This window comes from Acidisoma sp. 7E03, from assembly GCF_054665075.1.
Genome location: NZ_BAAFHE010000014.1, coordinates 1 through 25,206 on the forward strand (window position 1 = coordinate 1; position 25,206 = coordinate 25,206).

The 25,206-nt window shown below is 67.9% G+C and carries 22 protein-coding genes and 1 tRNA gene; 8 read left to right on the forward strand and 15 right to left on the reverse strand.

The genetic code is table 11. The annotated features are described in order from the left end of the window. The 3 genes from ACYQ6W_RS18975 to ACYQ6W_RS18985 form a co-directional block, all read right to left on the reverse strand. A partial coding sequence (locus ACYQ6W_RS18975; protein ID WP_459677653.1) for an FAD-dependent oxidoreductase occupies nt 1–169 on the reverse strand: 169 nt, incomplete at its 3' end. Nucleotides 170–288: 119 nt separating this feature from the next. Then, on the reverse strand, nt 289–1,083 hold the full coding sequence (locus ACYQ6W_RS18980) for a DeoR/GlpR family DNA-binding transcription regulator (protein WP_459677534.1): 795 nt from the start codon (nt 1,081–1,083) through the stop codon (nt 289–291). Nucleotides 1,084–1,109: 26 nt separating this feature from the next. Next, nucleotides 1,110–1,763: a TIGR02466 family protein gene (locus tag ACYQ6W_RS18985; RefSeq protein WP_459677535.1), complete on the reverse strand. Its 654-nt coding sequence runs from the start codon at nt 1,761–1,763 to the stop codon at nt 1,110–1,112. A gap of 96 nt (nt 1,764–1,859) precedes the next feature. On the opposite strand from ACYQ6W_RS18985, the gene ACYQ6W_RS18990 reads away from it, so the two are divergent. Continuing rightward, complete coding sequence (locus tag ACYQ6W_RS18990; protein WP_459677536.1) at nt 1,860–2,081, forward strand: hypothetical protein; 222 nt, start codon at nt 1,860–1,862, stop codon at nt 2,079–2,081. A gap of 64 nt (nt 2,082–2,145) precedes the next feature. Here ACYQ6W_RS18990 and ACYQ6W_RS18995 read toward each other — a convergent pair whose 3' ends face one another. Beyond that, complete coding sequence (locus tag ACYQ6W_RS18995; RefSeq protein ID WP_459677538.1) at nt 2,146–2,439, reverse strand: YXWGXW repeat-containing protein; 294 nt, start codon at nt 2,437–2,439, stop codon at nt 2,146–2,148. 139 nt (nt 2,440–2,578) lie between these two features. Continuing rightward, nucleotides 2,579–2,653, reverse strand: a tRNA-Thr gene (locus ACYQ6W_RS19000). Nucleotides 2,654–2,787: 134 nt separating this feature from the next. On the opposite strand from ACYQ6W_RS19000, the gene ACYQ6W_RS19005 reads away from it, so the two are divergent. Then, entirely contained in the window at nt 2,788–3,765 is a 978-nt protein-coding gene (locus ACYQ6W_RS19005; RefSeq protein WP_459677539.1) for a glutathione S-transferase family protein, read from the forward strand. Nucleotides 3,766–3,768: 3 nt separating this feature from the next. Here the strand turns inward: ACYQ6W_RS19005 and ACYQ6W_RS19010 are convergent, their stop codons facing one another. Genes ACYQ6W_RS19010 through gltX form a run of 8 tightly spaced genes read right to left on the reverse strand, consistent with a single transcriptional unit; the run spans nt 3,769 to nt 15,705 of the window. Further along, nucleotides 3,769–5,256 (reverse strand): S41 family peptidase, encoded by a 1,488-nt coding sequence (locus ACYQ6W_RS19010; protein WP_459677540.1) that lies wholly within the window; start codon nt 5,254–5,256, stop codon nt 3,769–3,771. Continuing rightward, nucleotides 5,253–7,580, reverse strand: coding sequence for a ribonuclease R (gene rnr / locus ACYQ6W_RS19015; RefSeq protein WP_459677541.1), 2,328 nt, complete (start codon nt 7,578–7,580; stop codon nt 5,253–5,255). The genes ACYQ6W_RS19010 and rnr overlap by 4 nt, the downstream gene beginning before the upstream one ends. Before the next feature lie 10 nt (nt 7,581–7,590). Then, complete coding sequence (gene topA, locus ACYQ6W_RS19020; RefSeq protein WP_459677542.1) at nt 7,591–10,296, reverse strand: type I DNA topoisomerase; 2,706 nt, start codon at nt 10,294–10,296, stop codon at nt 7,591–7,593. A gap of 30 nt (nt 10,297–10,326) precedes the next feature. Further along, a complete protein-coding gene (gene dprA / locus ACYQ6W_RS19025; protein ID WP_459677543.1) occupies nt 10,327–11,454 on the reverse strand; it encodes a DNA-processing protein DprA in 1,128 nt (375 codons plus the stop codon). Continuing rightward, complete coding sequence (gene plsY, locus ACYQ6W_RS19030) at nt 11,451–12,047, reverse strand: glycerol-3-phosphate 1-O-acyltransferase PlsY (RefSeq protein ID WP_459677544.1); 597 nt, start codon at nt 12,045–12,047, stop codon at nt 11,451–11,453. The genes dprA and plsY overlap by 4 nt, the downstream gene beginning before the upstream one ends. After that, a complete protein-coding gene (locus tag ACYQ6W_RS19035; RefSeq protein ID WP_459677545.1) occupies nt 12,044–13,342 on the reverse strand; it encodes a dihydroorotase in 1,299 nt (432 codons plus the stop codon). The genes plsY and ACYQ6W_RS19035 overlap by 4 nt, the downstream gene beginning before the upstream one ends. Then, nucleotides 13,342–14,277, reverse strand: coding sequence for an aspartate carbamoyltransferase catalytic subunit (locus ACYQ6W_RS19040; protein ID WP_459677547.1), 936 nt, complete (start codon nt 14,275–14,277; stop codon nt 13,342–13,344). The genes ACYQ6W_RS19035 and ACYQ6W_RS19040 overlap by 1 nt, the downstream gene beginning before the upstream one ends. A 15-nt stretch (nt 14,278–14,292) precedes the next feature. After that, the gene (gene gltX / locus ACYQ6W_RS19045; RefSeq protein ID WP_459677548.1) at nt 14,293–15,705 is read right to left on the reverse strand and encodes a glutamate--tRNA ligase; all 1,413 of its coding nucleotides are present in this window, start codon (nt 15,703–15,705) and stop codon (nt 14,293–14,295) included. A 25-nt stretch (nt 15,706–15,730) separates the two neighbouring features. On the opposite strand from gltX, the gene ACYQ6W_RS19050 reads away from it, so the two are divergent. From ACYQ6W_RS19050 to ACYQ6W_RS19075, 6 genes are all read left to right on the forward strand, one after another. Next, on the forward strand, nt 15,731–17,869 hold the full coding sequence (locus ACYQ6W_RS19050; RefSeq protein WP_459677550.1) for a ComEC/Rec2 family competence protein: 2,139 nt from the start codon (nt 15,731–15,733) through the stop codon (nt 17,867–17,869). Between the two features lie 90 nt (nt 17,870–17,959). After that, on the forward strand, nt 17,960–18,934 hold the full coding sequence (locus ACYQ6W_RS19055; RefSeq protein ID WP_459677551.1) for a sugar-binding transcriptional regulator: 975 nt from the start codon (nt 17,960–17,962) through the stop codon (nt 18,932–18,934). A gap of 127 nt (nt 18,935–19,061) precedes the next feature. After that, entirely contained in the window at nt 19,062–20,369 is a 1,308-nt protein-coding gene (locus tag ACYQ6W_RS19060; RefSeq protein ID WP_459677553.1) for an ABC transporter substrate-binding protein, read from the forward strand. A gap of 121 nt (nt 20,370–20,490) precedes the next feature. Continuing rightward, a complete protein-coding gene (locus ACYQ6W_RS19065) occupies nt 20,491–21,414 on the forward strand; it encodes a carbohydrate ABC transporter permease (RefSeq protein WP_459677554.1) in 924 nt (307 codons plus the stop codon). Then, nucleotides 21,411–22,238 (forward strand): carbohydrate ABC transporter permease, encoded by an 828-nt coding sequence (locus ACYQ6W_RS19070; protein WP_459677555.1) that lies wholly within the window; start codon nt 21,411–21,413, stop codon nt 22,236–22,238. The genes ACYQ6W_RS19065 and ACYQ6W_RS19070 overlap by 4 nt, the downstream gene beginning before the upstream one ends. Beyond that, complete coding sequence (locus ACYQ6W_RS19075) at nt 22,235–23,005, forward strand: L-iditol 2-dehydrogenase (protein WP_459677556.1); 771 nt, start codon at nt 22,235–22,237, stop codon at nt 23,003–23,005. Before ACYQ6W_RS19070 ends, ACYQ6W_RS19075 begins: the two co-directional genes overlap by 4 nt. Before the next feature lie 52 nt (nt 23,006–23,057). Here ACYQ6W_RS19075 and ACYQ6W_RS19080 read toward each other — a convergent pair whose 3' ends face one another. Together ACYQ6W_RS19080 and ACYQ6W_RS19085 are read right to left on the reverse strand one after the other, a co-directional pair. Further along, nucleotides 23,058–24,053, reverse strand: a complete 996-nt coding sequence (locus tag ACYQ6W_RS19080; protein WP_459677557.1) for a DUF6976 family protein — start codon at nt 24,051–24,053, stop codon at nt 23,058–23,060. 160 nt (nt 24,054–24,213) lie between these two features. Continuing rightward, the gene (locus tag ACYQ6W_RS19085) at nt 24,214–25,077 is read right to left on the reverse strand and encodes a helix-turn-helix domain-containing protein (RefSeq protein ID WP_459677558.1); all 864 of its coding nucleotides are present in this window, start codon (nt 25,075–25,077) and stop codon (nt 24,214–24,216) included. Nucleotides 25,078–25,206 lie beyond the last annotated feature (129 nt).

Below are 25,206 nucleotides of genomic sequence, written 5' to 3' on the forward strand. Positions count from 1 at the left end.
CATGGATGAGCTTGGTGGAGGCGGAGGAGGTGCCCGAGGCGAGGTCCCGCTGCTCGCAGAGGAAGACGCGCCAGCCCCGACCCGTCGCGTCCCGCGCGATGCCGCAGCCGTTCACGCCACCGCCAATCACGGCAAGGTCGTAGATCTGCGATGCAGAGTCCGTGTTCACCGGCGTTTCGTCTCCCGAAGCGCATGTGGCCTGCGCTCTTGAAGGGACCTAAACACGAAATTTCCGAAAGCGCAAGCGATCAAAGCGCGCACAATACGAAAATCGCGCGCGCCGAGAGTTCAGTCGGCTTCTTCCTCCCATTCTCCGCCGGTCTCGATGATCTGGATTCCAAGTCTTTGGAAAATTTCAGTCATTTTCGAAGGAACTTTATCGGTCACCAGCGTATGAATCTCGTCCAGCCGGGCGATCCGCACCGGCGCGCGACGGCTGAACTTGGTCTGATCGGTGACCAGCACCACCTGGCGCGCATTTTCGATTATGGCGCGCGAAACTTGCACTTCGCGCACATCGTAATCCAGAAGGGTGCCGTCTTCGTCGATTGCCGAAGTGCCGATGATGGCGAGATCCACCTTGAACTGGCGTATGGCATCCGCCGCCATCTGCCCCACCACGCCGCCGTCGGTGGGCCGGATGGTGCCGCCCGCGATCACCACGTTGATCGAGCTATTGCGATAGAGCAGGTTGGCAACGTTGATGTTGTTGGTAATGACGAGCAGCCCGGTATGTCCGACCAGCGCTTGCGCCACCTCTTCCGTCGTCGTGCCAAGATTGATGAAGAGCGAGGAGTGGTCGGGAATGAGCTTGGCTGCGGCTTCGCCGATGCGGCGCTTGTTCGATTGCGCGACCAGCTTGCGCGCCTCGTAGGCGAGGTTTTCGACGCCCGAAGCGACGACCGCGCCGCCATGGGTGCGGGTAATCAGCCGCGCTTCGGAGAGATCGTTGAGGTCACGCCGGATGGTCTGCGGTGTCACGCCAAAGCGTGCAACCAGGTCTTCGACCGAAACACGGCCCTTTTCGCGCACGAGACCGACGATTTCTTGTTGGCGGCGGGAGGCGGGGCGGAGAATGTCCATCGAACAGCGATCCTGCAGGTCGAAACTTAGGCGCCGATGCCGACGGGCTGGGCCAGGGCAAGGTTGAAGGCGATGGAGATGCGCAGCGCCTGGCCGCGATAGGGCCGCACCTGGTGGAAGAGCCAGGAGGGAAAGAGAAAGAGAAGGCCGGGGCGGGGCCGGATGGTCTCACCAGAGCCGACAGAGGCGCCGTCTTCCCCGGCGAATTTCAGCCCCGGCGCATACATGCCCGGGCCTGGTCCACGGGGATCGATCATCTCGAACTCTCCTCCGAGCGACGGGTCCTCCGCACAGCCACCGTCATCCACGTAATAGGTGCCAGACCAGAAGCTGCCCGGATGGTAGTGACAGATATTGGCGTCTCCCGGCCCGTTGACGTTGGCCCAGGCCTGCGTCACCCAGGCGGGCGTCACCGGCTGCCCGTGGCGATCCGCCGTCATGCGGTTGGCGACCTGGCGCGCGGCGGCGAGCACTTCTGCAGCCCGCGGGCCACCCCACTCGGCGAAGCCGCGATCCGAATGCCAGCCGCCCGCATTGGACGCCTGGACGGAGGGATGGGCCGCGCGGTGCTCGAGGATAATACGGCGGAGCTCCGCATTGCGCGCCTCCGCGTCCGGCAGTTCGACGGCGGCCACGGGCGTCGCGAAAAGCCCGCGAATGTTGATTTCGATGCGCGCCATGTTCGTTTCTCCCAGCGGCGACCGTGGGCGCGAAAATGCGGCCCGTCAAGCGGGGCGGATGCAGAACGTCGCCGTAAGGCGCGCGCAAGCTCAACCGTGCAGAAGCACAGGCTGCTTCACCTCGGGGTGCCGACCATGGTCTGCTGGCATTGTGACACTTGGAAGGACGGATGGGGCGGGGGCGCGCCGAGGCGCTGCCCGGTCTGCCTCGGCGATGACGCGGATGAATGCCGGCTGGCCGAGGACGAGCAGGAGACGGAGGCGGAGACGGCGCGCCTCGCCGCACGCATCGGCGGCGTCCTGCCGTTCGAGCAGTAGCCGCTGCGCTCTTCGCACGCGGTGGCGTGCGAAGAGACCCGCAGTCAGAAAGTAGTGAGACGCTTCACACCCAGTGGCCTGGGATCCAAACCCAATTGCCACCTCTCCAAGCCCAGTGCGGCGGCTGCCAGCGCCGGCCCGCGACCCGTTCGATGTAATGTCCGCCGATCCATACATAGGTCGCGCCGTTCCAGTGCCAGTGCCCCGGCTCCCACACGAGATAGGGACGTGGTGGCGGAGGGATTACCTCGACGCGCGGCGGTGGCGGCGGCGGAAAGGGGTTGGGTGGCGGCGCGACGGGAGTGACGACACAGCCGGCCAGAGCCAAGGGAAGAAGAGCCAGAAACTGACGGCGCATGAATGCCTCATGATCTGTTGCGGCACGCCTGCGGGCGTGCGCATGCCGAAGACCAGAGGAATGTGGCGGAAACCCGCAAGGTGCCGACACGAAGCCACGCGCCGTTCAAACGTCAACAGGTCAGGCGGAATTTTGAAAATGGTGCCGGCAGTGGGAATTGAACCTACGACCTACTGATTACGAATCAGTTGCTCTACCCCTGAGCTATGCCGGCGTTAGCGGTCGTTTATCGCCATCCCGCGCGCGGTGCAACACCCGAGTTTGCCGGGGGCGGTTCCCTATCGCGCTTGCCTCCGGCGCCGGGGCAGGCCAAGTCTGCGACGATGCGCGAACGGAAGGAGCAGGGCGATGGGCTATGCGGAAGACGGCGTCTGGCATACCGGCTGGTACGACACGAAGTCCCATGGCGGGCGCTTCCAGCGCACGGTCACGCGCTTCCGCAACTGGGTCACGCCGGACGGCAGCCCGGGCCCGAGCGGAGAGGGCGGCTTCCCGGCGGAGGCCGGGCGCTACCGCCTCTATGTCTCGCTTGCTTGCCCCTGGGCGCATCGCACCCTGATCTTCCGCGCCCTCAAGGGGCTGGAAGAGATGATCCCCGTCTCCGTCGTCAACTGGGTGATGCGTGAGCGCGGCTGGACCTTCGATCCCGCGCCCGGGGTGGTCGCCGATCCGGAGGGGGCGGCGACCCTCTTCGATGTCTATTGCCGGGCCGATCCCCGCTTCTCCGGCCGCGTCACCGTGCCCGTGTTGTGGGACAGCCAGCGCCGCACCATCGTCAGCAACGAAAGCGCCGAGATCATCCGCATGCTGGGCCATGCCTTCGACGGTCTCGGCGCGCGGCCGGGTGATTACTACCCCGAGGCGCTGCGGGCCGAGATCGACGCGCTCAACAGCCGCATCTACGACACGGTGAACAACGGAGTGTACAAGGCGGGCTTCGCCACCAGCCAGGAGGCTTATGAGGAGGGCGTCTTCCCGCTCTTCGAAACCCTGGACTGGCTGGAGGAGCGGCTGACAACCCGCGCCTTTCTGTGCGGCGATCTGGTGACGGAAGCCGATTGGCGGCTCTTCACCACGCTCATCCGCTTCGATTCGGTCTATGTCGGCCACTTCAAGTGCAACCTGCGCCGGCTCGCGGACTATCCCGAACTCTGGGACTATACCCGCGCCCTCTACCAGGCGCCCGCTGTCGCCGCGACGGTGAATTTCCAACACATCAAAGGCCACTATTACCAGAGCCATGACATGATCAACCCGACGGGGGTGGTGCCGGCCGGGCCCATCCTCGAACTCGGCTCGCCCACGCGCCGGCATGTGCCAGTGTGAGGCTCAGGGCCGGATGAGCGCTGCCTGATAGGCGGGCGGCGTCGAGAGCAGGAACTGCGCCGCCTGCAGGTCGAGCGAGGAGCCGAGGGCGGCGGGGCAGGCGTCGCGCAGTTGCAGGATCTGCGGCAGGGTGATGCCCGGCCGGGCCGCGCGCTCGGCCTGCAGCGCAGGCGCCAGGGGCTGCTGCCCGGCGGAGAGCGCCTGCAACTGGCTCTCGACCGCGGTCGCATCCCCGCTGGTGCAGACTTGCGGCAGCACCCCGAGCCCCTGCAGCGGCCAGCCGAGCGGGGCGAGAAGCCGGGCCCAGGTCACCAGAAGATGGCCGCCGTCCGGCAGCTGCGTCGCCGCCTGCACCAAACCCTTGCCGAAGGTGGCGCTGCCGATGACGACGCCGCGCCCGTCGTCGGCGATGGCGGCCGACAGCACCTCCGCGGCACTCGCGGTGCGCCCGTCCACCAGCACGGCGACCGGCAGCGCGCCGGACAGGTTCTGGCCCGTCGCGCGCCATAGCTGGTCGGCTTCCGGGTCGCGCCCGACGGCCTGGGCGATCGTGCCGCGCGGGATGAGGCTGTCGGCAACCGTCACCGCCTGCTCCAGCAACCCGCCGCGATTGCCCCGCAGGTCGAGGATGAGGCCGGAGGGCGGGGGCGACGCGGCGAGGCCGGCGGCGAGCTGCGCCTGGAAGGCGGCGGCCGTGCCGGGGTCGAAACCGGTGATCTGGATGAGCAGGTTCGACCCCTGCTGCTGCGAGAAGACGGTGGCAGGGGTCGCCGCGGTGCGGATCATCGACAGGTTACGCACCCGCCCGCGCCGCGGTTCGACGCGCAGCGAAACCTGGGATCCCTCGGCCCCGGTCAGCGCGCCGTTCAGGGTGTAGAGGTCCTCCCCCCGCGTCGCCACCCCGTCGATCGCGAGCACGCGGTCGCCGGGGCGGATGCCGGCGCGGTCCGCGGGGCCGCCTGGCGTCACGCTCTCCACCACGACGTGTCGGCCCTGGTTGCGCAGGCTGAGGCCGGGATCCGCGGGCGGGATGTCCGTCGTCTGCGAATCGGGCGCGACATAACGCGAATAGGGATCGAGGTGATTGAACAACTCGTCGAAGAAGCTCGTCACGATGCCGCCGGTGCCGGCGGCGGCCACGGCCGGGGAGAGCGCCGTCGCCCGGTTACAGAGGAGCGCCGCGAGCGCGCCCCAGGCAGTCGCATCCTCGCCTTTCGGCAGCGGCAGGCTGAGCGCCGGCTGCCCGCGGCTATAGAGCGTGATCTGATGCGCGGTCATCGCCGGAGCGACGGAAGGGTCGAGCGCGGTCAATCCGCGCAGGCCCCAGAGCGTGAGGTCCGCCATGGGAATGGGGGCGAGGGTTCGCGGCTGCATGAAGGCGAAGGCCGCGCCATAGACGCTACCCGCCAGGGCCTGGTTCCAGTTGCTTTGAGCTTCCGCCCGAAAAGGCAGGCTGAGGAACAGGAGGCAGAGAAAGGCGCGTCGCGTCACTGCCGGCGCATACGGGGCTTTTTGCCGCCGCCTCGCGCCTGAGGGCCGGGGCGCTCCGCGCGGCCGGGGCTGCCGAGAATCTGGAACAGCAGCCCCCCGGTCACCGGCCGCGCTTCGGCCAGCCGTACCGACACGGTCTGCGCCAGATGAAAGACCATCCGGCTGCGCTTGCCGCTCAGGCTTTGGGTTGCTTCGTCGTGCATCCAGAAATCATCGGGGAGGCCGCTCAGGGGAATCATTCCGCTGGCGCCCGTGTCCAGCAAAGTAACGAAGAGACCGAAACGCGTCACACCGGAAATCCGCGCATCAAATATGCAGCCGACCTTGTCTGCCATGAAGGCGGCCATGTAGCGGTCGATGGCGTCGCGCTCGGCCTGGGCCGCGCGCCGCTCGGTCGCCGTGATGTGCGCGCAGATGTCTTCCAGATGGGCGGCCTCCTCGGCCCGCAACCCATCCTGGCCGAGGTCCAGGCCTGCGATCAGGGAGCGGTGGACAAGCAAATCCGCGTAGCGGCGAATTGGGCTCGTGAAATGGGCGTAGCGGGTCAATGCCAGGCCGAAATGGCCGATGTTCTCCGGGCTGTATTCCGCCTGGGACTGGCTGCGCAGCACCGCATCGTTGACGAGCGGTGCCTCCTCGGTGCCGGCGACGCGGGCGAGCACCGCATCGAGGTCCCGCGGATGGATCTGGTCGCCGGGCGGCAGAGAAATGCTCATGCCGTGCAGATAGGTGCGCAAGCCCTCGAGTTTAATCTCCGAGGGCGGCGCGTGGACGCGATAGACGACGGGGCGGTGCAGACGTTCCAGTTCTTCGGCCGCCGCGATGTTGGCCAGCACCATGAATTCTTCGATCAGCCGGTGGCTGTCGAGCCGTTGGCGCTTTGTGACGCTCGCAACCCGCCCCTCCGCGTCCAATGCCACCTTCCATTCCGGCAGGTCGAGGTCGAGCGTGCCGCGCTGCCGCCGCGCGCCGAGAAGCTTGGAAAAGGCGCCATAGAGATCGGCGAGTGGCAGGCCCGGCGTCTCCCGGCCCGTATCGCGCGCCTCCTGCACCTCCTCATAGGTCAGCCGGGCGGCCGAGCGCATCAGGCCGCGGCCGAAGCGGTGGGAGATCTTCCGCCCGTCCGCGCCGATGCGCATCTCGGCAAAAAGGCAGGCGCGATCCTCGTTCGGCCGCAGGCTGCACCAGCCGTTGGAAAGGGCTTCCGGCAGCATCGGCACGACGCGGTCGGGGAAATAGACCGAGTTGCCGCGGTCGCGGGCGGAGCGGTCGAGCGCGCTGCCGGTCTTCACGTAATGCGAGACATCGGCGATGGCGACGAGCAGGCGGTAGCCATCGCCCTCCGGCTCGGCGAAGACGGCATCGTCGAAGTCCCGCGCATCGGCGCCGTCGATGGTGACGAGCGGGATCTGCCGCAGATCCTCTCGTCCGTCAGGGCCGACGCCGCGGGCCCGTTCGGCCTCCGCCAGCACTTCGGAGGTGAAGGCGTCGGGAATGTCGAGCGTTGCGATGACCAGCAGGCTGACGGCGCGGGCGCTGGAGGCGTCACCGAGACGCTCCACCACGCGGGCGGGCTTGAGGCCGAGGCCGCCCATGGGCAGCGGCTCGCCGCGCACGATCTCGCCGTCTTCGGCGCCGGCGTTCTCGCCCGGCGGCACCACCCATTCGGCCTTCACCTTCTTGTCGGTGGGCTCGATGCGCATGAGGCTGCCGCGCTTGCGGAAGATGCCGATGACACGGCCGGGCGTGCCCTCGATTCGGCGCAGCGTGCGGCCTTCGTATTTCCGTGCCCCATGCGCGCTGCCGATGGGGCGGATGCGCGCCAGCACGCGCTGGCCGGGAGCGAGCGCGGCCTGGCCGCGTCCCTCGGGTTGCATGAAGATGGTGGGCGCCGGACCGTCGCCGCGCCATTCGGCGGGGCGACCGATCGCATCTCCTTCGGTATCGATGCCGGTGATCTCGACGATGATGGCATCCGGCAGCCGGCCCTGCGGCCGCCGGCCGGTGAAGCGCGCGGGGGCAGGGTGATGCGGCACGCCCCGGTCGGGCATGCGCGGCACCACGGGGCCGGAGGGCGCGGTGAAGCGCTTGTGCCCGGCCGGCGCCAGCTCTCCCTTCTGCGCCATGTCCTTCAGCACCTGGCGCATGGCGACGTGATGCTCCGGCCCGAGGCCGAAGGCGCGCAGCAGCTCCCGCTTGCCCATGCGGCCGGTGCTCTGGCCCAGGAACTCGCGGATCTGCTCGCGGGAGGGAAAGGGGCGGGAGGGCGCGGGCGCCTGCGGCTCCCGCTTCGCTTTCGGCTTCTTGCGGGCGGTCTTGGTCAAGAGGTCGCCATCATTCGGCCGCCTCGCTCGCGGGTTTGGCCGTCGTCTTGCGGGACGCCGGCTTCTTCGCGGCGGCAGGCTTCTTCGCCGTGGCCTTCTTGGGGGCAGCCTTCTTCGGCTTCGGCGCCGCAGTCTCGGCGGATTTCACGGCCTTGCCGCCCTTCGTGGCCTTGCCCCGGGCGGCAGCCCCCTTGGGCTTCAGCTCCTTGCCTTTCTCGGCCAGGAGCGCGACCGCCTCATCCAGTGTGATGTCGTCCATTGAGACATTGCGCGGCAGGTTCGCCACCATCTTGCCGTGCTGGGCATAGGGGCCGAAGCGCCCCTTCTTCACCAGAATGCCCTCGCCATCCTTGGGATGGGCGCCGAGGCTGCGGACGCTGGCGAGCTTCTTGGCCAGCAGATCGACGGCGCGGTTGGCCCCCACCGTCAGCACGTCGTCGTCCCGGTCCAGCGACGCATAGACCGAGCCCATCTTGATGTAAGGGCCGAAGCGACCAATCGCGGCTTCCATTGGCTCGCCCGTCTCGGGGTGCAGGCCGATGAGGCGCGGCAGGCTGAGCAGGCCAAGCGCCTGATCCAGCGTGATGCTCTCGCCGTCCACGCCCCGCGGCAGGGACATGCGCTTGGGCTTCTCCTTCTTGGCCTTCTTATCCTCGGGGGAGGGCGCCGGCGGCTCGCCGAGCTGCACATAAAGGCCGTAGGGCCCGCGCCGCACCGTCACGTCCTCGCCGGTCTCCGGGTCCTGGCCGAGGACGCGCATGCCCTCCTTGAGCGTCTCCTCACCCTCTTCGCCGCCGGAGACGGCGAGGCGGCGCGTGTATTGGCAGGTCGGGTAGTTGGAGCAGCCGATGAAACTGCCATGCCGCCCGAGCTTCAGGCCGAGGCGCCCCGTGCCACAGGCCGGGCAGAGGCGCGGATCGCTGCCATCCGCCGTCGGTGGGAAGAAGTGGCGGCCGAGATCCTCGTCCAGCGCGTTGATGACGTCGGAGATCTTGAGGTCCTTCGTCTGGTCCACGGCTTCCGAGAAGTCGTGCCAGAAGGCGCGCATCACGGCACGCCAGTCGGCCCGGCCGTCGGAAATCTCGTCCAGCTTCTCCTCGAGATTGGCGGTGAAGCCGTAATCCACGTAGCGATTGAAGAAGCTCGAGAGGAAGGCGGTGACCAGCCGGCCGCGATCCTCTGGGATCAGCCGCTTCTGCTCCAGCTTCACGTAGTTGCGGTCGCGCAGCACGGAGAGGGTAGAGGCATAGGTGGAGGGGCGGCCGATGCCGAGTTCCTCCATCTTCTTCACCAGTGAGGCCTCGGTGTAGCGCGGCGGCGGCTGGGTGAAATGCTGGCTGGCCTTCACCTCGCGCTGCGCCAGTGGGTCGCCCTCGCTCATCGGCGGTAGCACGCGGCTCTCGTCGTCCTCCTCCGCCTGGTCGTCGCGGTCCTCGCGATAGAGCTTCAGGAAGCCGTCGAAGGCGAGCAGGGAGCCATTGGCGCGCAGCGTGTCCCCGGCCGCGTCCTTCATGTCGACCACGACCTGGTCGAACTCCGCCTGGGTCATCTGGGAGGCGACGGCCCGCTTCCAGATCAGCTCGTAGAGACGCGCCTGGTCCTGGCTCAGATAGCGCGCCACCCGGTCCGGCTGGCGGCTCACGTCGGTCGGGCGGACGGCCTCGTGCGCCTCCTGGGCGTTCTTGGCGCGGGTGGAGTATTCGCGCGGCGCCGCCGGCAGATAGTCGGCGCCGAAAGCCTCCTTCACATGGCCGCGGATGGCGGTGATCGCCTCGCGCGCCATCTGCACGCCGTCGGTCCGCATATAGGTGATGAGACCGACCGTCTCGCCGCCCAGGTCCACGCCCTCATATAACTGCTGCGCGATGCGCATCGTCTGCTGCGCGCCGAAGCCGAGCTTGCGGCTCGCCTCCTGCTGCAAGGTGGAGGTGGTGAAGGGCGGCATCGGATTGCGCCGCACGCGCTTCCGCTCGATGGAGGCGACCGCAAAGTCGCCGGCCTGCACGGCGGCGCGGGCGGCTTCCGCCGCCGCCTGGTTCGGCAGGTCGAACTGATCGAGCTTCTTTCCCTTGAGATGGGTGAGGCGTGCGGTGAAGGGGGCGCCGCCCGGCGTCGTCAGCAGCGCCTCGATCGTCCAATATTCACGCGCCCGGAAAGCTTCGATCTCGGCCTCGCGCTCGCAGACCAGGCGGAGAGCGACGGACTGCACGCGGCCGGCGCTGCGGCTGCCGGGCAGCTTCCGCCACAGCACGGGGGAGAGGGTGAAGCCCACCAGGTAATCGAGCGCGCGGCGGGCGAGATAGGCCTCGATCAGCGGCTGGTCCAGCTCGCGCGGCGCCTTCATGGCGGCAGCGACAGCGTTGCGGGTGATCTCGTTGAAGGTGACGCGGCGAACCGTGACGTTCTTCAGCGCCCGGCGGTCTTCCAGCATGGCACGCACGTGCCAGGAGATCGCCTCGCCCTCACGGTCCGGGTCGGTCGCGAGATAGAGGGTCGTGCCGGATTTGATCGCCTTGGCGATGGCCGAGACCTGGCGGCTGCCGCGCTCGTCGGCCTCCCAGTCCATCGCGAAGTCCTGATCCGGGCGCACGCTGCCGTCCTTCGGCGGCAGGTCACGGACATGGCCGAAGCTCGCGAGCACGGTATAGCCATCGCCCAGATACTTGTTGATCGTCTTGGCTTTGGCGGGTGATTCGACGACGACGACGTCCGACATGCTGATCCTGAACTAGGCGCCAATCCACCCCTACGCGGCGAGCAGGGCGACCCGATTGCCGGGCAGGGACTCGACGAAGCCACCGAGTTCAAGCTCCAGCAAGGCGGCCACGAGGGCGGCTCTCTCCGTGAACTGGCAGCGTCGGAGCAGATCGTCAACCGATGTCGGCGCGAAGCTCAATAGCGGCAACAGGGTGTGGCGTGCCCGCTCCACGGCCTCGGGGCTCGCCGGCGGCTCCTCCCGAACCGTCTCCGCATCCCGGCTGTCCGCGCTCATCGAGAGGAGATCCGTGCTGCCTTCGGGCAAAAGTGCAAGCACGTCGGCGGCGTTCTCCACCAATGCCGCCCCCTGACGGATGAGATCATTCGATCCCTGGGTGCGCGGGTCGAGGGGCGAGCCTGGCACGGCGAAGACCTCCCGCCCGTTTTCGAGAGCGAGGCGCGCGGTGATCAGACTGCCCGATTGCCGGGCCGCCTCGACCACGACGATCCCGAGGGCGAGGCCGGCGATCACCCGGTTGCGGCGGGGGAAGTGCCGGGCCTGGGGCTCGGTGCCGAGGGGTGCTTCCGTCACCACCGCGCCGCGCTCGGCGATCTGGGTCTGAAGGGCGGCATGGTGGAGCGGGTAGGGCCTGTCGAGGCCGCCGGCGACGGCCGCGACCGTCACCCCTCCGGCGGTTTGCAGCGCCGCCTCATGAGCGGCCGCGTCGATGCCGCGGGCCATGCCGGAGACGACGGTGATGCCGGCGACCGCCAGACCGGCCGCGATATCGGCCGCGATGTGGCGGCCGTTGGAGGAGGCGTTGCGGCTGCCCACGACCCCTGCGGCCCGGCCGCTGAGGCAGGCGGGGTTGCCGAGCACGGCGAGCGCCGGCGGCGGATCGGAGATACGGGCGAGCAGCACCGGATAGTCTGCCATGTGCGGCATCAGGAAACGGCCGCCGAGCCGGTGGGTGGCGGCGATCTCGTCCTCGATCTCGCCCGGGCTCGGCAGAGGCAGGCGGCTGCGGCCAGCCGCGCGGGCGAGGTCGGGCAGGGCCGCCAGCGCCGCCTGGGGCGAGCCGAACCGTTGCAGCAGCCTGCGATAGCCGACCGGTCCCACCCCCTCCGTGCGCGCGAGCCGCAGATGTGCCGCGAGATCGGAGGGGGGCGCGGTCATGCGGCGCCGATCCGGGGTTCCGTGCCGGTCAGCAGCCGGCGGATATTGGCGTGGTGGCGGGCGAGGACCAGCAGCGTGACGGCCAATGCCAGCAGCGCATGCGCGGGCCCTGCGAAGATCCAGGCGAGGAAGGGCGAGGCGACGAAGGCGGCCAGCGCCGAGGCCGAGGAGATTTTGGTGAGCTTGGCGCCGGCGAGCCAGATGAGGCACATCAGGGCGCCTTCGGGCCAACAGGCGGCCAGCGCGACACCCAGGCCGGTCGCCACCCCCTTGCCGCCACGGAAGCCCAGCCAGACCGGGAACATGTGGCCGAGAACGGCGAAGAAGCCGGCCCAAAGCCCGGCATGGCCGTCCGTCCCGCCCCACAGATTGGCGGCGATCAGCACGGCGGCCGCGCCCTTCAGCCCATCGAGCAGAAGGGTAGCGGCGGCCAAGCCCTTCCGCCCCGTGCGCAGCACGTTGGTGGCGCCGATATTGCCCGAGCCGATCTTGCGGATGTCACCGGCGCCGCCGAGGCGCGTCAGGATGAGCCCGAAGGGAATGCTGCCCAGGAGATAGCCGAGAAGGCAGGCAAGCGGCGGCACGTGGTTCATCCGAAGACCCTCCGGCCGGCTTTCCATGTTCCAAGGACACGGCCCTCCACGGCACGGCCGTCGAAGGGCGTGTTCTGCGACTTGCCGGGCAGCTTCCCGGCCTCGATCTTCCAAGCCCGGTCGGGATGGAAGAGGCAGAGATCGGCGGCCGCGCCGCGCGCAATCCGACCGGCTTCCACGCCGAGGACCCGCGCCGGCCCCGCCGTCAGCAAGGCGATCGCGCGCATGAGGCTAATCTGGCCGCTCTGCACCTGGGCGAGCGTGATCGGCAGCAGCGTCGCGAGCCCGGCGCCCCCGGCGGAGGCAAGGGCGAAGGGCAGGCGCTTGTCATCGGCATCGCGCGGCTGATGGTCGGAGGCCACGGCATCGATCGTGCCATCGGCGAGAGCGGCCACCACCGCCTGCCGGTCGACCTCCGTCCGCAGCGGCGGGGAGAGCTTGGCATAGGTGCGGAATTCGCCGATGGCGATTTCGTTGAGGTCGAAATAGGGCGGGGCGGTATCGCAGGTGACGGCGAGGCCCTCGGCCTTGGCGGCGCGGATCAGCGCCAGGGCTTCCGCCGTCGAGACATGGGCGAAGTGCAGCCGGCCCTCGGTGATGCGGGCGAGCGCGATGTCCTGCGCCACCTGGATTGCTTCGGCCGCCGCCGGGATGGCCGGCAGGCCGAGACGGGTCGCGAGTTCGCCTTCGGTCGCGCAGCCGCCCTCGGAGAGCGACGGTTCCTCCGGGTGCTGCACCACGATGCCGCCGAAGGCGCGGGTATAGGAGAGGACGAGGCGCATCAGCCGTGCCGGGCCAATGGTGCGTCCGCCTTCACTGAAGCCGACGGCGCCGGCTTCGCGCAGCAGGCCAAGCTCGGCCATCTGCTCACCGCCGCAGCCGCGTGTCACCGCACCATAGGGCAGGATGGACAGGCTGCCGGTCTCTTCGCCGCGGGCGATCAGCGCGCGCACCAGGGCCGGATCGTCCGTCGCGGGCTTCGAATCGGGCAGGGCGCAGAGGCTGGTGATGCCGCTGGCCGCGGCGGCCCGTGCCACGGACTTCACCGTCTCGCGATATTCCCGCCCCGGCTCGCCGAGTTCGACGCGCATGTCGACCAGGCCAGGGCACAGCACCGCGTCCTGCCCGTCCACCGTCTCCGCACCCTCGGGCCGGCCCTGGCCGCGGCCGATATCGGCGATGCGCCCCCGCTGGATCAGCACGTCGGCGATCGCGTCATGGCCGTTCGCGGGGTCGATCACCCGGGCGCCGGCAATCACCGTGTCGCGCAGCGCCGTCGTCATCATGCCGTCCATCAGTGGCGCCCTCCGAGTGGGGCTGCCGGCGGTCGGGACAGCATGTCGAGCACCGCCATGCGCACGGCAACACCCATCTCCACCTGCTCGCGGATCACGCTGTGGTCGGGGTCGTCGGCGACGGCGCTGTCGATTTCGACGCCGCGGTTCATCGGCCCGGGATGCATCACCAGGGCATCCGGCTTCGCGGCCGCCAGCGCCTGCGCGTCGAGGCCGAAGAAGCGGAAATATTCGCGCGCGCTCGGAACCAGGTTGCGGGACATACGTTCTTTCTGCAATCGTAACATCATGATCACGTCCGCACCCGCAAGTCCAGCCGGCATGTCGTGAAACACCGTGACGCCCAGCGCCGCGATGCTGTTCGGCATCAGCGTCGGCGGGCCGACCACGCGGACATGTGCGCCCATGGCGTTGAGCAGGTGGATGTTGGAGCGGGCGACGCGGCTATGCGCCACGTCACCGCAGATGGCGATGGTGAGGCCTTCCAGCTTGCCGCGATGCCGGCGGATGGTCAGCGCATCGAGCAGCGCCTGGGTCGGGTGCTCGTGCATCCCGTCGCCCGCGTTGATGACGGCCGCTTCCACCTTCTGTGCCAGCAGGTTCGGCGCGCCGGACTGGTCGTGCCGCACCACCAGCAGGTCGCACTGCATAGCGTTCAGCGTCGCTGCAGTGTCGAGCAGCGTCTCCCCCTTCTTCACCGAGGAGGTGGAGACCGACATGTTGATGACGTCGGCGCCCAGGCGCTTGCCCGCCAGTTCGAAGCTGGTGCGCGTGCGCGTGCTGTCCTCGAAGAAGAGGTTGATCAGGGTGCGCCCGCGCAGCCGGTCGCGCTGCGTCTTGCCGGAGCGGTTGAGCAGCGCATAGCTCTCGGCGAGGTTGAGCAGGTCCCCAATGACGAGCGGCGACAGGCCTTCGATCGCGAGCAGGTGGCGCATCGGCGTCCTCTTTCCTCAGACCTGGCTGACGGCGGCGATGCGCGCCAGCGCCTCGGTGCGGCCGAGGGCGGCGAGCGTCGCGTCGATCGGCGGGCTCGTCGTGCTGCCGGTCAGCGCCGCGCGCAGCGGCTGCGCCACCTGGCCGAGCTTCTTACCCTGCGCCTCGGCGAAGGCCCGCAGCGCGGCATCCACACCTTCCGTGGTGAATTCGGTCTCGGCGAGCATCTCCGCCAGCGCCGCCAGCATCTCCCGCGCCTCCGGGGTCAGCTGGGCTTCGGCCTTGGGCTCGAAGGGCAGGGGCAGGGGGCGCGCCAGGAAGGCAGCGGCCTGAGCCAGTTCCACCAGCGTCTTCGCCCGCTCCTTCAGGGCCGGCATCAGCGTCAGGATGCGGCCGCGCGCCGTCTCGTCCAGCGTCAGGTCGCGATTTTCGGAAAGCCGACGGATGACGTCCTCCGCCAGCCGCGCGTCATCCGCCTGCCGCAGCCAGACGCCGTTGAGATGGGTCAGCTTGGCGTAATCCATCCGGCTCGCGGCACGGCCCACGCCGTCCAGGTCGAAGAGCGCGATCGCCTCATCCCGGCTGAGGATTTCCGCGTCGCCATGGCCCCAGCCAAGGCGCAGCAGGTAGTTGCAGAGGGCCTCCGGCAGGAAGCCCTCGCGCTCGAATTCCAGAACGCTGACCGCGCCGTGGCGCTTCGAAAGCTTGGCACCGTCGGCGCCATGGATCAGCGGGATATGGGCGAAGTGCGGCGTCTCCCAGCCCATGGCGTGATAGATCTGCGTCTGCCGGAAAGTATTGGTCAGATGGTCGTCGCCGCGGATGACGTGGGTGATGCCCATGTCGTGGTCGTCCACCACCACCGCATGCAGATAGGTCGGCGTGCCATCGCTGCGCAGGATGATCATGTCGTCGAGTTCGCTGTTGGCGACACGCACGGTGCCCTGCACCAGGTCCTCGACCTCGGTCACGCCCTCGCGCGGCGCGCGGAGACGGATGACGAAGGGCTTGCCCTCCTGCTCCGGGCCCGGCACGCGGTCGCGCCAGCGCCCATCATAGCGCGGCGGCCGGCCGGCGGCCTGCGCCTCGGCGCGCATCTGGTCCAACTCCTCCTTGGTCGCGAAGCAGCGATAGGCATTGCCCTGCTCCAGCATGGCCAGCGCCACCTCGCGGTGCCGCGCCTCGCGGCTCGTCTGATAGACGGGCGGTGCGTCCGCGGTGAGGCCGAGCCAGGCGAGACCGTCCAGGATCACCTGCGTCGCTTCCGCGGTGGAGCGTGCGCGGTCGGTATCTTCGATGCGCAGCAGGAATTCGCCGCCATGATGGCGGGCAAAGAGGAAGTTGAAGAGGGCCGTGCGGGCGCCGCCGATGTGCAGCAAACCGGTGGGGCTCGGGGCGAAGCGGGTGCGGATGCGGGGCGTGTCGGTCATGCCGGCTGCTTAGAGCATTTCCGCCATGGCTGAAACTCTCGCAGAGCGAGGGGCGGCCCCCTTCGCCTCGCGGGTCCGTCTGCGTCTCGGCGCCCGCCTCCTGGCCCATTTTGAGCACTGGGAGGCGGCGGAGCACGGCCGTTTTCTGCCCTGGCTCGCCGTCTTCATGGGGGTGGGCAATCTGATCTTCTTCGGCCTGCCCCGCCTGCCCCCGATCGGGTTTGGCTGGGCCGGGCTCGCGCTCGCTGTCCCCGGCCTCTTCCTTGCCCGCCGCAGCCTGCATGGCCGCGCCGTGGCGCTCTGCCTGCTGGCCCTAGTGCTGGGCTTCCTCGCGGCCGATCTGCGCACCCATGCGCGGCCCGCCTGGCCGGTTCTGCCGCGCCGCGCCGTCATGCTGGAAGGCACGGTCGCAGCCGTCGATCCGCTGCCGCAAGGACGGCGGGTGCTGCTCGGCGCTTTGAGTCTGGAGGATGGGCCGGTGCTGCCCTGGCGCTTTCGCGTGCGGTTGCGGGACAAGGACCAGCGGCCGCTCGCGCCCGGCACGCGCCTGGCCCTGCGTGCCCTGGTGCGGCCCCCCTATGCGCCGAGCTATCCAGGTGGCTGGGATCAGCGGCGGGACGCCTTCTTTCAGGGCCTGGGCGGCATCGGCTTCGCCCTCGGCCCTGTCCACGTGCTCGCCGCACCTCGCGCGACGGGGCCGGCGGGCTTCCTGCAGCATATGCGGGAGGCGGTGGCCGCGCGCATCCTCGCCGCCATTCCGGGCACCGCCGGCGCGGTTGCGGCAACGCTGCTGACCGGCATTCGCTCGGCCATGCCCTATGCCGATCGCGACGCCTTCTCAGTCTCCGGCCTGTCCCACATCCTCGCGGTCGCCGGCCTGCACATCGGCATCGTCATGACCACCGTCTTCTCCGCGTGCCGACTGGCGCTCGCCTGCTGGAGCTGGGCGGCTCTGCGCCTGCCGATCCGGGAGATCGCCGCCTGCGCGGCGCTCGCCGTCGGCGGATTCTATATGCTGATGACCGGCATGCATCTGCCCATTCTGCGCAGCTTCGCCATGGCGGCGCTGGTGACCTTCGGCCTGCTCGTCGGCCGGCGGGCCATTTCGATGCGCAGCCTCGCCTTGGCCGCCGTGCTGATCTTGCTTCTGCAGCCGGAAGCCTTGGCCGGGGTGAGCTTCCAGATGAGCTTCGCGGCCGTCATGGTGCTGATCGCGGGCTATGAGGCGCTACGTGCGCGGCGGATGGCCGCACTTGCGCATCGCCCCGGCCTGCTCGGCTTCTTCCTGCGGGATTTCGCCCTCGTCACGGTGACGAGCATTCTCGCCTCTCTCGCGACGGCGCCCTTCGTTGCCTATCATTTCGGCCATCTGGAACTCTATTCGATCCCGTCGAACATGCTGGCGGTGCCGCTCACGGCCTTCTGGGTCCTGCCCTGGGGGCTCGCCGCCTATGCGCTGATGCCGCTGCATCTCGATGCGCTCGCGCTGGTGCCGATGGGCTGGGGTACCGCCGCCATCCTCGCCATCGCACGGGGGGCGGCGGCGCTGCCCGCGGCCGATCTTGCTCTCGGCGCCATGCCCGGCATCGCGATCGGCCTCGTCGCCTTCGGAATCGTCTGGCTCTGCCTGTGGCAGAGCCGGACGCGGCTACTCGGCCTCGTGCCGTTGCTCCTGGGCCTGCTGCTGCCCCTCTGGCTCGGCGCTTCGCCGGCGGTGCTGGTCTCGGCCGACTTCAGGATGGTCGCCGTCCGCGGGCAGGATGCCGTCTTTCTCGACGCGCAGCGGCCCGATGCCTTCACCCTTGGCGAATGGGCGCGCTTCTGGGCTGGCCGCCCGGTGCGGGGTTTCCCCCCGGCCGGCGGCAAGAGCGGCGGCGTCATCTGCACCGCCGACGGCTGCCTCGCTCCCGGCGGCGTGCTGCTGTGGCGCGCCGCTGCACCGCCCGCGGCCTGCCGCGGCATCGCCCTCATCGTCGCGCTAGCGCCTTGGCAGTTCCGCGCCGGCCCCGGCTGTGCAGGCCTCCCCGTGATCGACCGCGCGGCGGTCGCCGCCGGAGGAGCGGCGGCCGTCTGGATCGGGCAGGGCGGGGTGCGGCTGCGCTTCGATCGGCCGGGCCGCGGCGGCTGGCCCTGGCTTGATCCGCCGGCCCCCGCACCGGAATGAGAGGTGCATCGGAATGGGCTTGGCAATTGCCCGTTAAGCGAACAATACTTCGCCTAAAGGGTGCGATGGCATCCAAGGGTGGGGCGTTCCATGGGCGACAAGACGACGGCGGATACGCGATCCCGGCAGGGATTGCGGCTCGAACAGGCAGCGCGTGCGGCCTGGCTCTACTATGTAGGTCGACGCACGCAGGACGAAGTGGCAGGACAACTCAATATCTCCCGCCAGGCGGCGCAGCGGCTGATCTCGCTGGCGCTGACCGAACGACTGATCAAATTTCGCTTCGATCATGAAGTCGGTCCCTGTATGGAGGCAGGGGATGCGCTCGCGCGGCGCTACGATCTCTCCCTGTGCGAAGTGGTGCCCACCATGGGCAGCAATGCCGCGACCCTCGGCTCCATCGCCATCGCCGGCGCCCAGTTCGTCGAGAAGTGGCTGAGCCAGCGGACGCCCGTCGTGCTCGGCCTCGGTACTGGCCGCAGCTTGCGCGCCATCGCCAACGAATTATCGCCCGTTGCTGCACCGCAACACAAAATCTTCTCCCTCTGCGGCAGCATCCTGCCCATGGGCCGCGCCATCGCTCTCGACCCCGTCCTGCGAATCGCTGAGCTCTCCGGTGCCCAATGCTTCTCTCTTCCCTGTCCGGTGATCGCTGCGACGGTGGAGGAGCGCGACGTGTTGCAAAAGCAACAGCCCTATCAGACGATGCGGGAGCTGCTGCCGCAGGCGCGTTGCCTGCTGGTGGGTGTGGGCTCGGTCGACTGGAAATGTGCACTGCACAATGACGGTTGCGTCTCCGACGTCGAACTCACCTCTCTCATCGAAGACGGCGCAGTGGGCGAGATCTGCGGCTGGTCCTTCAATGCGGAAGGCCAGCTTCTGGGCGGTCCCGTCAACGAGCGCGTAGCGGGTGTCTGGAACCTCGCGCTGCAGACGAGTGCGCTCCGCGTCGGCGCCGCCTTCGGCCTGCAGAAGGTGGCGGCCATTCGCGCCGCCATGCGCGGCCGCATGATCCAGGGCCTCATCACCGACGAAGTGACGGCACAAGCCCTGCTCGCCGAGTGAGGGCGGAGGCGATGTCAGCGCCTTGGCTCTTGACAGTGCCGCAATGTCTTGATGTTCTGCTCGCGGGATGGGCATACGCTCGGTCAAGGGCGATGCCGGCAATGGACACGAACCAAGGGAACAGGAAATGCGTCTAAGAGCGATCGCGGCCTTTACGGCTGCCTTTATGGCCGGCACCTGCCTCGCCGCCCATGCGACGACCATTACCATCGCGACCGTGAACAACTCGCAGATGGTCGCGATGCAGAAGCTGTCGTCGATCTGGGAGCAGAAGACCGGCAATCACATCAACTGGGTGGTGCTGGAAGAGAACGTGCTGCGCCAGCGCGTGACGACCGACATCGCGACCCATGGCGGCCAGTTCGATATCGTGACGCTCGGTTCCTACGAGACCCCGATCTGGGGCAAGCAGGGCTGGCTCGCCCCCGTTGGCGACATTTCCGGCTATGACTACAACGACGTCTTCGAATCCGTCCGCCAGGCGCTGAGCCAGGGCGGCAAGCTCTATGCGCTGCCCTTCTACGCCGAGAGCTCCTTCACCTATTATCGCAAGGACCTGTTCCAGCAGGCCGGGCTGACCATGCCCTCCAACCCGACCTGGGCGCAGATCGACCAGTTCGCGGCCAAGCTCACCGACAAGGCGAAGCAGCAGTACGGCATCTGCCTCCGCGGCAAGCCGGGCTGGGGCGAGAACATGGCCTTCTTCGACACGCTCGTGAACACCTATGGTGGCGAGTGGTTCAACAAGGACTGGCAGACCCAGATCGACACCAAGCCGTGGCACGATGCGCTGACCTTCTACGTGCACCTGCTGCGTGACTATGGCCCGCCGGGCGCCAGCTCCAACGGCTTCAACGAGAACCAGGCGCTCTTCTCCACCGGCCATTGCGCCATGTGGGTGGACGCGACCTCGGGCGCCGGCCTGATCTACGACAAGAACAGCAGCCAGGTGTACGACAAGACCGCCTTCACCGCCGCCCCGGTGGATGTGACGCCGAACGGCTCGCATTGGTTCTGGGCCTGGGCGCTCGCCATCCCCTCCACCTCGAAGAACGTCGCGGTCGCGAAGGACTTCATGGCCTGGGCTACGTCGAAGGACTACATCAATCTGGTGGGCGAGAAGGACGGTTGGACCACCCTGCCGCCGGGCACCCGCCTCTCCACCTATGACAACCCGGAGTATCTGAAGGCTGCGCCCTTCGCCGGCGCGGTGAAGACGGCGATCCTGACCGCCGATCTTGACCACCCGACCAAGGACCCGGTGCCCTATACCGGCATCCAGTACGTCTCGATCCCGGAATTCCAGGCGATCGGCACGACGGTCGGCCAGCTCGTCGCGGCGGCCCTCACCGGCCAGCAGACGGTGGATGGCGCGCTCAAGGAAGCGCAGTCCTCCGTCTCTTCCACCATGGAGCAGGCCGGCTACACGCAGTGAGCCGCGTCTGAGGTGAAACGGGGGGCGGTCCGGTGACGTGTCGCCGGGCCGCCCAACTGTCTAGAGCGGCAGCGTGCTGCGCGAACCGCGCAGGCGTGCCGCAGCTTCGGAAAGGATCGTCATGAGTGCCACCTCATTGAGTGGGAGAGGGGCCCGCGCCGGGCGCGCCAAGGGCCGCGGCCCGGGTGGCGGCGTCAACACCCTGCCGCTGCTCGCCCCCTCGGTCGTCCTGCTGCTGATCTGGATGATCGTGCCGCTGGCGATGACGCTGTATTTCTCCTTCCGGCGCTACAACCTGCTCAACCCGATGATTCACGGCTGGGCTGGATTCAAGAACTTCAAGTTTCTCTTCCGCGATCCGGCGCTCGCCCATTCCCTGCTGGTGTCGGTGGTCATCGTCGTCGGCGTCATCGTCATCACCGTCTGTCTCGGTGCGGTGCTCGCCGCGATCTTCAACCAGCCCTTCCGCGGCCAGGGCATTGCCCGCGTGCTGATGATCTCGCCCTTCTTCGTCATGCCGACGGTCAGCGCACTGGTCTGGAAGAATTTGCTGCTCGATCCGGTGAACGGCCTCTTCGCCGCCATCTTCCGCATGCTGGGGCTGCAGCCTGTCGCCTGGTTCAGCGTCTTCCCGCTGGGGTCGGTGATGATGATCCTCTGCTGGGAGTGGCTGCCCTACGCCTTCCTCATTCTCTTCACCGCCCTGCAATCGATGGATGAGGAGCAGCTTGAAGCCGCGCGGCTGGACGGCGCATCGCCCTTCGACATCTTCTTCTCGATCCAGCTGCCGCACATGGCGCGTGCCATCTCCGTCACCATCATGATCGAGATGATCTTCCTGCTCGGCATCTTCGCGGAAATCTATGTCACCACCGGTGGCGGCCCGGGCTTCGCGACGACGAACCTGACCTTCCTGATCTACCAGCGCGCACTGCTCGCCTTTAACGTGGGTGGGGCTTCGGCTGCCGGTGTCATCGCCATCATTCTCGCCAATATCGTCTCCGCTTTTCTCACGCGGAGCGTCGCAAAGAGGCTCGAGGTATGAGCTACGGAGTGGCCAAGAAGGGCAGCCCGATCGCCGGCACTATTGCCTGGATCTCCGCCCTCGTCATGTTCTTCCCCATCGCCTGGATGGTGCTGGCGAGCTTCAAGACCGAGGTGCAGGCGGTGCAGACACCGCCCGTCCTCTTCTTCATGCCCACGCTGGTCAATTACCGGGACATCTTCCAGGAAGCGAACTACCTTCTCTTCGCCTGGAACAGCGTCGCGATCTCGGTGGGCGCCACGCTGCTGTCGCTGATCGTGGGCGTGCCGGCGGCCTTCGCCATGGCCTTCTACCCCTCGCACCGCACGCGCGGCCTGCTGCTCTGGATGCTGTCGACCAAGATGCTGCCGGCTGTCGGCGTGCTGGTGCCGATCTACCTGCTGTGCCGGGATGCCGGCCTGCTCGACAGCAAGACCGCGCTGATCGTCATCAACATGCTGAGCAACCTGCCGATCGCGGTCTGGATGCTCTACACCTTCTTTCGTGATCTGCCGAAGGACATCATCGAAGCAAGCCGCATCGACGGCGCCAATCTGCGCCAGGTGCTGGTGCATGTGCTGCTGCCCCTCGTCATGCCGGGCATCGCTTCCACTGGCCTGCTCGGCATTATCCTCTGCTGGAACGAGGCGTTCTGGAGCCTGAACCTCACCGCGCATCACGCGGCGCCGCTCACCGCCTTCATCGCCAGCTTCTCCGCGCCGCAGGGCCTCTTCTGGGCCAAGCTTTCCGCGGCATCGGTTCTGGCGATCGCGCCTATTCTCATCTTCGGCTGGATCAGCCAGAAGCAGCTCGTCAGTGGCTTGACCTTTGGAGCTGTGAAATGAGGCTGGAAAACAAAGTTGCCGTCATCACCGGGGGCGCGCGCGGCATCGGCCGCGCCATCGCCACCCGCTATGCCGCCGAAGGCGCGCGCGTTGTGGTGGCGGACATCAACGGGGCGGAAGCGGAGACGGTGGCGGCTGCGATCGGGTCGGGCGCCATCGGCGTCGGGCTCGACGTCACCAAGCAGGCCTCGATCGACGCCATGGTGGCGACGGTCGTAGAGCGCATGGGCCGGATTGACATCCTGGTCAACAACGCCGGCATCTTCGAGATGGCGCCGCTGCTGGAGGTGACGCGCGAGAGCTACGCGAAGCAGTTTGCCGTCAACGTCGAAGGCCTGCTCTTCACGCTGCAGGCGGTGGCGCGCCAGATGGTGGCGCAGGGCGAGGGCGGCAAGATCGTTAACTTCTCCTCCCAGGCCGGCCGCCGGGGGGAGGCTCTGGTCACCGTCTACTGCGCCTCGAAGGCCGCCGTGATCAGCCTGACGCAGAGCGCGGGCCTCGCGCTCATCAAATACGGCATCAACGTCAATGCCATCGCGCCGGGCGTCGTCGACACGCCGATGTGGGACGTGGTGGATGCGGCCTTCGCCAAATACGAGAACCTGCCGCTCGGCGAGAAGAAGCGCCAGGTGGGTGCGGCCGTCCCCTATGGCCGCATGGGCTTCCCCGAGGACATGACGGGCGCTGCCGTCTTCCTCGCGAGTTCCGACGCCGATTACATCTGCTGCCAGACGCTGAACGTCGACGGCGGCAATTGGATGAGCTGAAGAACAAGCCGGGTGCGGCGGTTAACCGCCGTGCCCGCCCGCGCTGTGCCGTTCAAGCGTCGGTGACGGACAGATAAACCAGCGTCTGGTTCAGCAGCATGTGGGCGATTTCGCCGAAGCTGATCGGCCCGGTGATGGGCCCGGTCTGCTTTCCTTCCAGCTCGGCATAGAGATAGTTGAGGATGCAATTGCAGGAGAGCGTGATCGACGTTCCCTGCAGGCCCTCCAGCTTCTGCTCGAAGCGGGCCATGTAGTTGTCCACCGGGCGGGCAAAGCGGTACTCGACCTCTTTGAAGACCGGCGCGAAGAATTCGACCGAGCATTCAATGTCGTCGATCGACCGGATCGACACGTTGATCAGTGCGCCGTTGTAGTCGGCGACCAGGGGCAGCTGGATGTCGATGCCGGCGGCGTTGATGTAGGCCGCCAGATTGCCGGGCTTGCCGTCGATCAGGCAATCATCCTCTACCGTCTCGAAACCTTCCACCGGGAAGGTCAGCACCGGTCCGTCCCCCGGCTCGAACAGGTTGATGGTGTCGAGCCGGCCGCGCTTGTTCGGCGGCAGGGTCACGTGCAGGGCGGCGGCGCGGTCGGCATGAGCGGTGCCGGAGCCCGCGAAGCTCTTGGGTGTGCGTTTGCCGATCTGGTCCAGGCCGACGCCGGAGACCCAGCCGAAGAGCGGGGACTGGAAGACGCCGGGATAGCTCCGGACATTGCGGGCGAAGTCCTCGAGGAGGGGGGAGAGCCCCGGCACGATCAGGGCGGTGAAGCCGTGGCTGGAATAATGTTGGCCGATGTCTCGCAACTCCCGGGCGTTGTAGGAGCGGACATGGCCGGAGGCCACGACCGGCGTCAGGTCGTTGACGAAGATGCGGTCGTCGCACGGCGTGCCGCCGGCTTCTGTCATGAAATAGGCTGCCGTGCCGCCGACCCATCGTCCGGCCGGCAGGGATGCCAGCAGCGCCTCGCTGCCTGCCAGCAGGAGGACGTGGTCCTGCTCGATGAGGGCGGAGACCTCCGCGACCGTCATGAGAAGCGGGTTCGTCATGCGTGTGATCCCCCGGGGGCGATGTCAGCCGAAGATCGACGCAAGGCCTTCTTGCGCGACAGATGTATTTCTTACGGAATAAAAATGAAGCTTCGGTATGCAGCGGCTTGCCAGGGCAGGTGGTCCCGCGTTCCGCATCGCGCCGACGCCGGGTGAAGCCTCAGACGCAGAGGGGCCGCAGGCGGCGGAGGTGATCGGGCATTTCCCGCGGCCCGATTTCCGCAGCCCGCAGCAACTGGTCGAAATGGCCGATCAGGGCGCGGATATGCTCCCGCTGATGCAGAACCAGGAAGGATTGGCCGATATAGAGCGCAGCGCGGATCGGCCCGTAGAGGGTGATGGGCGCCGCATAAAGCGCCCGGCCGTCGAAGAGGAACCAGCGGAAGCGCGGATACAGCTCCTCGCAGAGCGTGATCAGGTGGTCGATCTGGGCACGGCGCGTCTCGGCGGGAATGCCGCGCCAGCGGCCCTCGCCACGCGCGAAGGTTTCCATCACCTGCGCGGGCATGGCCGCCTCCATGTCCGTCTCCGGCCGCCGCAGATAATCGAGCCTGGACTGGGTGATTTCGATGCGGCGCTGCGGGGTGAGGGCAAGGAAGCGGGCATACTCGTATTCGATCACCGCCTCGGTCTTCAGCACGTCGGGGAAGGTCACCGGCACGTGGCGAATCTTGTAGCCGGCCGCCTCGTCCAGCCAGCTCATCAGCCGCTCGTCCACCGGCGACAGCGCGTCGCGCTCGAAGCTCAGCGCCTCGCTGATCAGGCCGGGCTCGGTCTCCTCCACCTCGCGCAAGCCCAGCAGCCAATCGAGCGAGACCTGTCCGAGCCGCGCGATGGCGGCGACCGACTCGAGCCGCGGCAGCCGGTCGTTCGCGGGTGAGAGGATCTGCGACAGGGTTGAGCGGTCGATGCCGGCGCGCTGCGCGAAGGCGCTCTGGTTGAGGCCGCTGCGCGCCATGACCGTCAGCAGGCGTTCGCGGAAGAGGCGGACGAGGTCGGCGCGATCGGCGGAGGTGAAGCTCATGCTGTGGATTATAACGCAATTTGACTTTCCACACCATGAATGTCGTTTTCGTTACGTATGTCACGCAAGATGCGCATTATCCACGATCACGGATAGGTTTAGCTCTTGAGGGCGCGATATCCACGACAC

Coding starts and splice junctions, on each gene's coding strand:
- ACYQ6W_RS18995 (WP_459677538.1), bottom strand. CDS start 2,439: ATGCGCCGTCAGTTTCTGGCTCTTCTTCCCTTGGCTCTGGCCGGCTGT.
- ACYQ6W_RS19040 (WP_459677547.1), bottom strand. CDS start 14,277: ATGCGCCACCTGCTCGCGATCGAAGGCCTGTCGCCGCTCGTCATTGGG.
- ACYQ6W_RS19075 (WP_459677556.1), top strand. CDS start 22,235: ATGAGGCTGGAAAACAAAGTTGCCGTCATCACCGGGGGCGCGCGCGGC.
- gltX (WP_459677548.1), bottom strand. CDS start 15,705: ATGACCGACACGCCCCGCATCCGCACCCGCTTCGCCCCGAGCCCCACC.
- ACYQ6W_RS19005 (WP_459677539.1), top strand. CDS start 2,788: ATGGGCTATGCGGAAGACGGCGTCTGGCATACCGGCTGGTACGACACG.
- ACYQ6W_RS19035 (WP_459677545.1), bottom strand. CDS start 13,342: ATGGACGGCATGATGACGACGGCGCTGCGCGACACGGTGATTGCCGGC.
- ACYQ6W_RS19065 (WP_459677554.1), top strand. CDS start 20,491: ATGAGTGCCACCTCATTGAGTGGGAGAGGGGCCCGCGCCGGGCGCGCC.
- ACYQ6W_RS19070 (WP_459677555.1), top strand. CDS start 21,411: ATGAGCTACGGAGTGGCCAAGAAGGGCAGCCCGATCGCCGGCACTATT.
- ACYQ6W_RS19055 (WP_459677551.1), top strand. CDS start 17,960: ATGGGCGACAAGACGACGGCGGATACGCGATCCCGGCAGGGATTGCGG.
- ACYQ6W_RS19050 (WP_459677550.1), top strand. CDS start 15,731: ATGGCTGAAACTCTCGCAGAGCGAGGGGCGGCCCCCTTCGCCTCGCGG.
- topA (WP_459677542.1), bottom strand. CDS start 10,296: ATGTCGGACGTCGTCGTCGTCGAATCACCCGCCAAAGCCAAGACGATC.
- ACYQ6W_RS19085 (WP_459677558.1), bottom strand. CDS start 25,077: ATGAGCTTCACCTCCGCCGATCGCGCCGACCTCGTCCGCCTCTTCCGC.
- dprA (WP_459677543.1), bottom strand. CDS start 11,454: ATGACCGCGCCCCCCTCCGATCTCGCGGCACATCTGCGGCTCGCGCGC.
- ACYQ6W_RS19080 (WP_459677557.1), bottom strand. CDS start 24,053: ATGACGAACCCGCTTCTCATGACGGTCGCGGAGGTCTCCGCCCTCATC.
- ACYQ6W_RS18985 (WP_459677535.1), bottom strand. CDS start 1,763: ATGGCGCGCATCGAAATCAACATTCGCGGGCTTTTCGCGACGCCCGTG.
- plsY (WP_459677544.1), bottom strand. CDS start 12,047: ATGAACCACGTGCCGCCGCTTGCCTGCCTTCTCGGCTATCTCCTGGGC.
- ACYQ6W_RS18980 (WP_459677534.1), bottom strand. CDS start 1,083: ATGGACATTCTCCGCCCCGCCTCCCGCCGCCAACAAGAAATCGTCGGT.
- ACYQ6W_RS19060 (WP_459677553.1), top strand. CDS start 19,062: ATGCGTCTAAGAGCGATCGCGGCCTTTACGGCTGCCTTTATGGCCGGC.